The organism is Kamptonema sp. UHCC 0994, assembly GCF_029167235.1.
Taxonomy (GTDB): domain Bacteria; phylum Cyanobacteriota; class Cyanobacteriia; order Cyanobacteriales; family Microcoleaceae; genus Kamptonema.
In genome coordinates, this window is the sequence record NZ_JARFTR010000043.1 from 1 (window position 1) to 10,145 (window position 10,145).

Here is a 10,145-nt window from a genome sequence, read left to right on the forward strand (position 1 = left end):
CCGCCCTCTGGGCGGTAAAGATACCGCCCAGAGGGCGGCGTTACGTAAGCAGTGGGTAAATTCTATAGATTTGGCGATCGCATCACGCTTCCTAACCCCTTCTTACCTCTAACCCTAACCCCTTCTTACCCAGCCCCTAGCCCCTTCTTCAGCCCCTAGCCCCTAGCCCCTTCTTAACCTAGCCCCTAGCCCCTAGCCCCTACAAAAAAACCCTTCCTAGCAGCTAGGAAAGGAGATCGGAAGCGACAGGCGCACTCCGCGCTTCCGACAGTCCAATATGGTTTAACAAGGTTTGTTGACTTGCCTGTTGTGTCTCTGATTATTACAGACTCAAACTTCAATGCTCAAGAGGGTAATTGCAATAGTCCACTTTTTATGAAGGGGAAGGGGAGAGGAAAGGTAAGGGAGATGGGGGGGAAGATGGCCGATGGGGGAAAACTTAATTTAATAATACTAATGACGAGAACTTGTCATCCACCTTTTGACAGAAGCAACTAGCTAGTGCTTTAGTCAGATAATAGAAATAATATCATCCCCAAAAACTCATTAGAGCTAGGGTTATTGCCGCCATCACCCGCACTGCAAATCATCAACTTTCAGCGCCGGAAAACCCCCTTCTAAATCGCCAAAGGTAACGGTCATGTCAACTGCACAACTCACAAGCCCTAATTCAAATAATGGTTATGCCAAACAGTTACTCAGAACCTTAGTAGCTGTCAAAAAAGGGGACTTTTCAGTTCGGATGCCCATAGATCAGACTGGTCTGTCTGGGAAAATTTCCGATGCCCTCAATGACATTATTGAACTCAATGAGAGAATGGCAGCCGAACTCGACCGGATCGGCACAGTTGTAGGTAAAGAAGGCAAAATCGCCCAGCGGGCCACCATCGGCAGCGCGGAGGGTTCGTGGTCAGCTAGCGTTGATTCTGTCAATACTCTAATTACAGATTTAGTGCAACCAACCTCTGAAACTGCCAGAGTAATTCGCGCTGTAGCAAAAGGAGATTTATCGCAAACTATAGCCTTAGAAATAGAAGACAGACCCCTCAAAGGAGAATTTCTCCAAACTGCCCAAATTGTTAACACAATGGTAGACCAGTTGAGTTCTTTCGCTTCGGAAGTAACGCGGGTGGCGCGGGAAGTAGGAACTGAAGGGAAATTAGGCGTGCAAGCTGAAGTCCGAGGAGTGGCCGGAACCTGGAAAGATTTAACGGATTCAGTTAACTCGATGGCGGGGAATTTAACAGCACAAGTGCGGAACATTGCGGAAGTAACAACCGCTGTGGCAAATGGCGATTTATCTAAGAAAATTACTGTCGATGTGAAAGGGGAAATTCTGGAACTGAAAAACACTATTAATATCATGGTGGATCAGTTAAGTTCCTTTGCTTCGGAAGTAACTAGAGTGGCGCGGGAAGTGGGAACGGAAGGTAAATTAGGCGTGCAAGCTGAAGTGCGAGGAGTAGCAGGAACCTGGAAAGATTTAACGGATTCAGTTAACTCAATGGCGGGGAATTTAACAGCACAAGTGCGGAACATTGCTGATGTGACGACGGCTGTAGCAAATGGTGACTTATCAAAGAAAATTACTGTCGATGTGAAAGGGGAAATTCTGGAGTTAAAAAACACTATTAATATCATGGTAGATCAGTTGAATTCCTTTGCATCGGAAGTAACGCGGGTGGCGAGAGAAGTAGGTTCTGAAGGTAAACTCGGCGGCCAAGCAGAAGTTAAGGGAGTTGCCGGAACTTGGAAGGATTTAACTGATAGTGTTAACTTTATGGCAGGCAGTTTAACAGCACAAGTCCGCAACATTGCCGAAGTGACAACTGCTGTGGCAAAGGGCGATTTATCTAAGAAAATTACTGTCGATGTTAAAGGCGAAATTCTGGAGTTAAAAAATACCGTTAACACGATGGTTGACCAGTTAAATTCTTTCGCTTCAGAAGTAACGCGGGTGGCTAGAGAAGTAGGAACGGAAGGGAAGTTAGGCGTACAAGCTGAAGTACAAGAAGTAGCAGGAACCTGGAAAGATTTAACGGATTCAGTTAACTCAATGGCAGGGAATTTAACAGCACAAGTACGGAACATTGCGGAAGTGACAACTGCTGTGGCAAATGGCGATTTATCTAAGAAAATTACTGTCCAAGTTAAAGGGGAAATTTTAGAACTGAAAAACACGATTAACGTGATGGTGGATCAGCTTAATTCCTTTGCATCTGAGGTGACGCGGGTGGCGAGAGAAGTAGGTTCCGAAGGTAAGCTGGGCGGTCAAGCAGATGTCCGAGGCGTAGCAGGAACCTGGAAGGATTTAACGGATTCAGTTAATTTTATGGCAGGTAGTTTGACGGAACAAGTACGGAATATTGCTGCTGTTACAACTGCTGTGGCAAATGGCGATTTGTCTAAGAAAATTACCGTAGATGTTAAGGGTGAAATTCTGGAATTAAAAAATACCGTTAACACAATGGTAGACCAGTTAAATTCCTTTGCTTCGGAAGTAACGCGGGTGGCGCGGGAAGTAGGAACTGAAGGGAAATTAGGCGTGCAAGCTGAAGTCCGAGGAGTGGCCGGAACCTGGAAAGATTTAACGGATTCAGTTAACTCAATGGCGGGGAATTTAACAGCACAAGTACGGAACATTGCCGAAGTAACAACTGCTGTGGCAAATGGCGATTTATCTAAGAAAATTACTGTAGATGTTAAAGGCGAAATTCTGGAGTTGAAAAACACTATTAACATCATGGTGGATCAGTTAAGTTCCTTCGCATCGGAGGTAACTAGAGTTGCAAGAGAAGTGGGAACGGAAGGTAAATTAGGCGTGCAGGCTTACGTGCGGGGTGTAGGGGGAACTTGGAAGGATTTAACGGATAATGTTAACTTGATGGCGGGGAATTTGACGGCGCAGGTGCGGAATATTGCGGAAGTGACAAAAGCGGTGGCAAATGGGGATTTATCGAAGAAAATTACTGTAGATGTTAAAGGCGAAATTCTGGAGTTGAAAGATACTATTAACGTGATGGTTGACCAGTTAAATTCCTTCGCATCTGAGGTAACGCGGGTGGCGCGGGAGGTGGGAACTGAGGGGAAATTGGGCGGTCAAGCTGAGGTGAAAGGAGTGGCGGGAACGTGGAAAGATTTAACCGACAACGTAAACTCAATGGCGGGGAATTTGACAGCGCAAGTGCGGGGAATTGCAAAAGTTGTGACGGCGGTGGCGAATGGGGATTTGAAGCGGAAATTAATGCTAGAAGCTAAGGGAGAAATTGCGACTTTGGCAGATACGATCAATGAGATGATTGATACGCTGGCGACGTTTGCGGATCAAGTTACAACGGTCGCGCGGGAAGTGGGAATTGAAGGGAAATTAGGCGGTCAAGCGAAGGTTCCGGGTGCGGCGGGGACGTGGCGAGATTTGACGGATAACGTGAATGAATTGGCGGCGAATTTGACTACTCAGGTGCGCGCGATCGCAGAAGTGGCAATTGCGGTAACAAAAGGCGATTTAACGAGGTCAATTTCCGTCGCCGCTGAAGGAGAAGTTGCCATTGTTAAAGATAACATTAACCAAATGATCGCCAATCTCCGGGAGACAACTCAGAAAAATACTGAGCAAGATTGGCTGAAAACAAACCTCGCTAAGTTCACTCGAATGTTGCAAGGTCAGAGGGATTTAGAAACTGTTTCTAAACTAATTCTATCGGAATTAACACCTCTGGTTTCGGCTCAGCATGGGGTCTTCTTTATGATGGAAGCTGTCGAGCACGATCCCTTCCTCAAATTGTTAAGTACCTACGCCTACCGCGAACGCAAACATTTAGGAAATAAATTCAATTTAGGCGAAGGTTTAGTTGGACAGTGTGCTCTGGAAAAGGAACGAATACTATTAACAGAAGTCCCAGAAAATTATGTTAAAATCAGTTCGGGACTGGGAGAATCTACGCCGCTGAATGTTGTGGTTTTACCTGTACTATTTGAAGGACAAGTAACAGCAGTAATTGAGCTAGCTTCGTTCCGTCGCTTCAGCGAAATTCACTTAACATTTCTCGACCAACTCACAGAAAGTATTGCCATTGTTTTAAATACAATTGCGGCGAGTATGCGGACGGAAGAGTTGCTGAAACAGTCACAATCTTTAGCAGAAGAGTTACAAGCTCAGCAAAAGGAACTCACAGAAACTAACAAGCGGTTAGAACAGCAAGCGCAGTCATTACGCGCATCTGAGGAACTACTCAAGAGTCAGCAAGAAGAGTTGCAGCAGACGAATGAGGAACTAGAAGAAAAAGCCGAATTGCTAGCACTCCAAAATCAAGAAGTTGAGCGGAAAAACAGAGAAATTGAACAGGCCAGGAGATCGCTGGAAGAAAAAGCCGAACAGTTGGCTCTTACTTCCAAATACAAGTCAGAGTTTCTGGCAAATATGTCTCACGAGTTGCGAACTCCGCTGAATTCGCTGTTGATTCTAGCTCGATTACTTTCTGACAATACTGACGGCAATTTGACTCTTAAGCAAGTTGAATACACCCGGACAATTTACTCGGCGGGAACAGATTTGCTAGGACTAATTAATGATATTCTGGATCTGGCTAAGATTGAATCGGGTACGATGTCAGTAGAAATTGAGCAAGTATTGTTTGGGGACTTGCGAGAGCATTTGGATCGAACTTTCCGCCAAATTGCACAGGATAAGAAGTTGAGCTTTCAAATAGAGCTTGAGGTTGGGTTGCCAAAAGGTCTTTATACTGATGCAAAACGCTTGCAACAAGTTTTGAAGAATCTGCTCTCAAATGCGTTTAAGTTTACAGAGCGCGGTGAGGTAAAATTAAGTGTTGAAGTAGCGCAAGAAGGGTGGAGTTTAGAGATAGAAACTTTGACGAGTTCTGCTACGGTTTTGGCTTTCTCTGTCAGCGATACGGGAATTGGGATTTCTGCTGAAAAACACAGGGTTATTTTTGAGGCCTTCCAACAAGCTGATGGCAGCACTAGCCGCAAATATGGCGGAACGGGTTTAGGTTTGTCAATTAGCAGAGAAATCGCTAATCTATTAGGCGGAGAAATTCAATTAACGAGTCGTCCTGGTGAGGGTAGTACGTTCACGCTTTTTCTGCCGCAAACTTACCAAGAATCGCGGATGATCAATAACAGGACATCGGGAATAACTGACAGGCAAACAGATCAATTAACACCTGCTAATTATTCATTGTCGCCTGTTATTTCTTCCCCAGTTACTTCGCCAAATTTCCAATTGCCGATCGCGCCTTACCCGTCGCCTTTAATCTCAGATGATCGAGAAAATATTGAGTCGGGCGATCGCATACTTTTGATTGTTGAAGATGATGTAAATTTTGCTCGCATTCTTTTGGATATGGCGCGGGAACAGGGTTTTAAAGGTTTAGTTGCTTTGCGGAGCGATATCGGTTTGGCGATGGCGCGAGAGTTCAAACCAACTGCGATTATGCTGGATCTAAATTTGCCTGTGATGGATGGCTGGACAGTGCTAGATCGCTTGAAGCATGATGCGAATACGCGCCACATTCCGGTTCATATTGTATCAGTTGAAGAAGGGCGGCAGCGGGGTTTGCAGTTAGGCGCGATCGCCTACCTACAAAAACCTGTTAGCAGCGAAGCGTTGAGTAAAGCCTTGACTGATATTAAGGGTTTTGTGGAGCGCCAAGTGAAGAATTTGCTAGTTGTAGAAGATGACGAAACGCAGCGCTTTAGCATCGTCGATTTAATTGGCAATCGCGACGTTTATACAACGGCAGTCGGGACTGGTACAGAGGCACTAGCAATTTTGAATTCTGGACATTTTGACTGTATAGTTATGGATTTAGGACTGCCAGATATGACTGGGTTTGAACTCATTGAGCTGATTAAGCAAGATGCAAATTTGAAGACTTTGCCGATTATTATTTATACCGGAAAAGAGTTGAGTAGAGCAGAAGAAACTCAACTCAAGCGGATGGCGGAAACTATCATCATTAAAGATGTGCGATCGCCAGAGCGCTTGTTAGATGAAACTGCTCTATTCCTGCACCGAGTCCAGGCAAATCTGCCGGAACCGAAGCGCCAAATGCTAGAGCAATTGTATCAAACTGACTCTACTCTGATTGGTAAAAAAGTCTTGATTGTTGATGACGATATGCGAAATATTTTTGCTCTCACGAGTATGTTGGAGCGCCATCAAATGCAAGTTATGAATGCAGAAAATGGTCGAGATGGGATTACTGCTTTGCAAAATGCGCCGGATATTGATATTGTGCTGATGGATGTAATGATGCCCGAAATGGATGGTTATGAGACAATGCAAGCTATTCGCAATATGCCTCAATTTAGTTTGCTGCCGATGATCGCTCTGACTGCGAAAGCGATGAAAGGCGATCGCGAAAAGTGTATCGAAGCTGGTGCGTCTGACTACATTACTAAACCTGTCGATACGGAACAGTTAATCTCGTTGTTGCGTGTTTGGCTTTATCGATAACTAACAACTAACAATGAACAATAAACAATAAACAATGAACAATGGCCATGAACTTGAAACCATCGAAATTCAGCTCCTGCTAGAGGGGATGTTTCGCTATTACGGATTCGATTTTCGCAATTACGCTTTTGCTTCTATCAAGCGCCGGATTTGGAAGACTATCCACTCGGAAAAGCTCAATAGCGTCTCTGGACTTCAGGAAAAGGTACTCCATAATCCCGCTTACCTAGACAGGTTACTGCTGGATTTTTCTGTTAATGTCACGGCGATGTTTCGAGATCCTAGTTTTTACATTACTTTCAGAAATAAAGTTGTTCCTCTGCTACGTACCTATCCTTTTATTCGCATCTGGCACGCTGGATGTTCAACGGGGGAAGAAGTCTATTCTATGGCAATTTTACTTAAAGAAGAAGGACTTTATAATCGTTGTCGGATTTATGCTACTGACATGAATGAAGTAGTTTTGAAAAAAGCCAAGGCTGGTATTTTTCCGCTCAAACAAATGCAAGAATATACGCAGCTATACCAACAAGCTGGTGGGAAAAAATCGTTTTCAGAGTATTATACGGCTGCCTATGATAATGCAATTTTTCGGACTTCGCTTAAAGAAAATATTATCTTTTCTCATCACAACTTAGCAACGGATAGCTCGTTTAATGAATTTAATGTAATCTTGTGCCGTAACGTGCTAATTTATTTCAATTCAGCCCTTCAAGATCGGGTACACAAACTTTTTCATGAGAGCCTCGCAATGTTTGGAGTGTTGGGACTAGGACATCAGGAGTCTCTCAAGTTTACCCCTTATGAGAAACACTATGAGGAAATAGAAAGTCGTGAAAAACTATACCGGAGAATTAAATAAAATAAATTTTGAAATAGTAGTTATCGGCACTTCTTTGGGAGGGCTACAGGCCTTGACAACTCTGTTGGGAGATTTGCCAGAAAGCTTTCCGCTGCCTGTAGTAATTGTCCAACATCGCCACAAGAATTCTAACAATATTCTCAGCGATTATTTACAGCAGCAAATCTCTCTCCCAGTTACGGAAGCTGAAGACAAAGAGGCGATCGCACCGGGACGAGTTTACTTAGCTCCGGCTGACTATCACTTACTAATTGAATCGCCATGTTACAGTGACTTTAGCATACACGAAAGCAATTTTAAAGTAGCGATCGCTCCTGTTTTGGACAAAGCCGAAATCCTAAATCGCGGTGCTCCTACATTTGCGCTCTCAACTGAGGCTCCTGTTTGTCATGCAAGGCCGTCAATTGATGTGTTGTTTGAGTCGGCTGCTGATGCTTTGGGGGAGAAAGTTATTGGCATAATTTTAACGGGAGCGAGCTCTGATGGCAGTAAAGGACTGGCAAAAATTAAAGCTAAAGGAGGATTGACATTTGTACAGGAACCAGATTCGGCTGAATGCCGAATCATGCCGGCTGCCGCGATCGCGGCTGTTGAAGTAGATTGGATTTTACCTCTATCGAAAATCGCTCGCTGCTTAGTCAACCTGCTAACAATTAAAGATTAAAAAAACTATGAATATCCAGTATGAAGATAAAGTAAATGTGCTTCTAGTTGACGATCACCCAGAAAATTTGCTGGCTCTAGAAGCTATTCTCAATAGCTCCTCTTATCATCTAGTAAAAGCTAATTCAGGTACGGAGGCTCTGAGATGTCTGCTTAATCAAGATTTTGCAGTAATTTTGCTGGACGTGCAGATGCCGGAAATGGATGGATTTGAGACAGCAACATTGATTCGCTCTAGGGAGCGATCGCGTTCAACTCCGATTATTTTTATCACGGCATTTACCAGTAATGATAATCAAGTGTTTACAGGTTATTCTCTGGGTGCGGTGGATTACCTTTTTAAACCTATTGAACCGGAAATATTGACATCGAAAGTAGGGGTATTTGTTGAATTATTCAAAAAAACAGTTGAGGTGAAGCGCCAAGCAACACAACTTGCGGCTGTTAATGCTGAACTGAGTAAAAGTGAAGAACGGTTTCGGACTTTGAGTGCTTGTTCGCCGCTAGGAATTTACCTCGCTGATGTAGAAGGTCGGTGTACTTATATTAATCCTCGCTGTCAAGGGATTTGTGGGTTAAATTTGGAAGAAGGTTTGATAGAGGTTTGGCAGCGCTCGGTTCATCCAGAAGATCGCGATCGCGTAGTAGCAGATTGGTTAGCCTGGATTGAAACAGGTAAAGAATATTCTCACGAGTTTCGATTAGGTTTTAAGGAAAATGTGCGTTGGGTTCACGTACAGTCATCGCCAATGTTTTCGGATTTGGGTAAACTGATCGGTCACGTCGGTACAGTTATAGATATCACCGATCGCAAGCAAGCAGAGGAAGAGCGAGGGAGGCTAATTCGCGAGCAGGTGGCGAGGCAGGAAGCTGAGAGAGCTAACCGGATGAAGGATGAGTTTCTTGCTATTCTCTCTCACGAACTCCGCACACCTTTAAATGCAATTCTGGGCTGGTCTAAGCTGCTTCGGACTAAAAAATTTGACCAGCAAACTATTGATAAAGCTTTAGAAACAATTGAGCGGAATGCTAAGTCTCAAGCACAATTAATTGAAGATATTCTAGATGTTTCGCGGATTCTGCGGGGTAAGCTAAATCTCAATCTGCATCCAATTCATTTGGAATATGTGGTTGAGGTGGCAATTGATGGTCTGCGACCTTTGGCTGAGGCAAAATCAATTGTTATAGAGTTGGTGTGTAAATCGGATATTGGTCAAGTTATAGGTGATAGCGATCGCTTGCAGCAAGTTGTCTGGAATTTGCTATCAAATGCGATTAAGTTTACTCCTGAAGGTGGTAAAGTGGAGGTGCTGTTGGAGTTAGTTGGTTCCTCGGTGGAAATTCAGATTGTAGATACGGGAATTGGTATTGCTGCTGATTTTTTGCCTTATGTTTTCGATCGCTTTCGCCAAGCTGATAGCACTACAACTAGGTCTTATGGTGGTTTAGGATTGGGACTGGCGATCGTCCGCCATTTGGTGGAACTGCACGGTGGTAAAGTGGGTGCAGAAAACAATAACGGTGGTGTCGGGGCGAAATTTACGGTTTCTCTGCCGATCGCGATTTTCGAGATCGATCGAGGTGCAAGGGAGGGAATGTCTGAACTCGAAGGTGCGGGAGATGCGATCGCTATCCCAACTCTGGCGAATTTGCATTTGCTAGTGGTGGATGATGATGATGACACTCGCGAGTTTTTGATTGCTGTACTGGAAGAGCACGGAGCTCAGGTGCGATCGGCAGCATCGGTGGCGGGGGCCATAGCAGCACTGGAAAACTCTTGGCCGGACTTGCTGTTGAGCGATATTGGAATGCCGGAAGCAGACGGCTATCAGTTGATCGCGCGGGTGAGAGAAATGGAAGCGCTGCGGGGAGGAAATTTGCCTGCGATCGCACTGACTGCTTACGCGAGAGTTGAAGAGCGCCGGCAAGTCTTACAAGCTGGTTTCCAGATGCACTTATCTAAGCCGGTTGAGCCAGCTCAGTTAATAGCAGGAGTCGCTAATTTGGCAGGCATTTTTAGAACTCCAGTTGTTAATTGTTAATTGTTAACTGTTAACTGTTAACTGTTCATGACTTATCCACACTAACGCAATTTTGTCATTGCGAGCTCCGCGAAGCAATCGCAGAGACTAGGCGATT

Annotated in this window: 4 protein-coding genes; all 4 read left to right on the forward strand. The window is 44.5% G+C overall.

What is annotated here, in order from left to right:
• The first annotated feature begins 640 nt into the window (after positions 1-640).
• The 4 genes from PY364_RS03825 to PY364_RS03840 are packed head-to-tail and all read left to right on the forward strand — an operon-like array spanning position 641 to position 10,048.
• On the forward strand, positions 641-6,481 hold the full coding sequence (locus tag PY364_RS03825; RefSeq protein WP_275520766.1) for a HAMP domain-containing protein: 5,841 nt from the start codon (positions 641-643) through the stop codon (positions 6,479-6,481).
• Between the two features lie 34 nt (positions 6,482-6,515).
• Positions 6,516-7,343: a protein-glutamate O-methyltransferase CheR gene (locus tag PY364_RS03830; RefSeq protein WP_275520768.1), complete on the forward strand. Its 828-nt coding sequence runs from the start codon at positions 6,516-6,518 to the stop codon at positions 7,341-7,343.
• Positions 7,315-8,007 (forward strand): chemotaxis protein CheB, encoded by a 693-nt coding sequence (locus tag PY364_RS03835; RefSeq protein WP_275520769.1) that lies wholly within the window; start codon positions 7,315-7,317, stop codon positions 8,005-8,007. The genes PY364_RS03830 and PY364_RS03835 overlap by 29 nt, the downstream gene beginning before the upstream one ends.
• A 7-nt stretch (positions 8,008-8,014) precedes the next feature.
• A complete protein-coding gene (locus PY364_RS03840; protein WP_275520771.1) occupies positions 8,015-10,048 on the forward strand; it encodes a response regulator in 2,034 nt (677 codons plus the stop codon).
• Positions 10,049-10,145: the final 97 nt, after the last annotated feature.

Coding starts and splice junctions, on each gene's coding strand:
- PY364_RS03825 (WP_275520766.1), top strand. CDS start 641: ATGTCAACTGCACAACTCACAAGCCCTAATTCAAATAATGGTTATGCC.
- PY364_RS03830 (WP_275520768.1), top strand. CDS start 6,516: ATGAACAATGGCCATGAACTTGAAACCATCGAAATTCAGCTCCTGCTA.
- PY364_RS03840 (WP_275520771.1), top strand. CDS start 8,015: ATGAATATCCAGTATGAAGATAAAGTAAATGTGCTTCTAGTTGACGAT.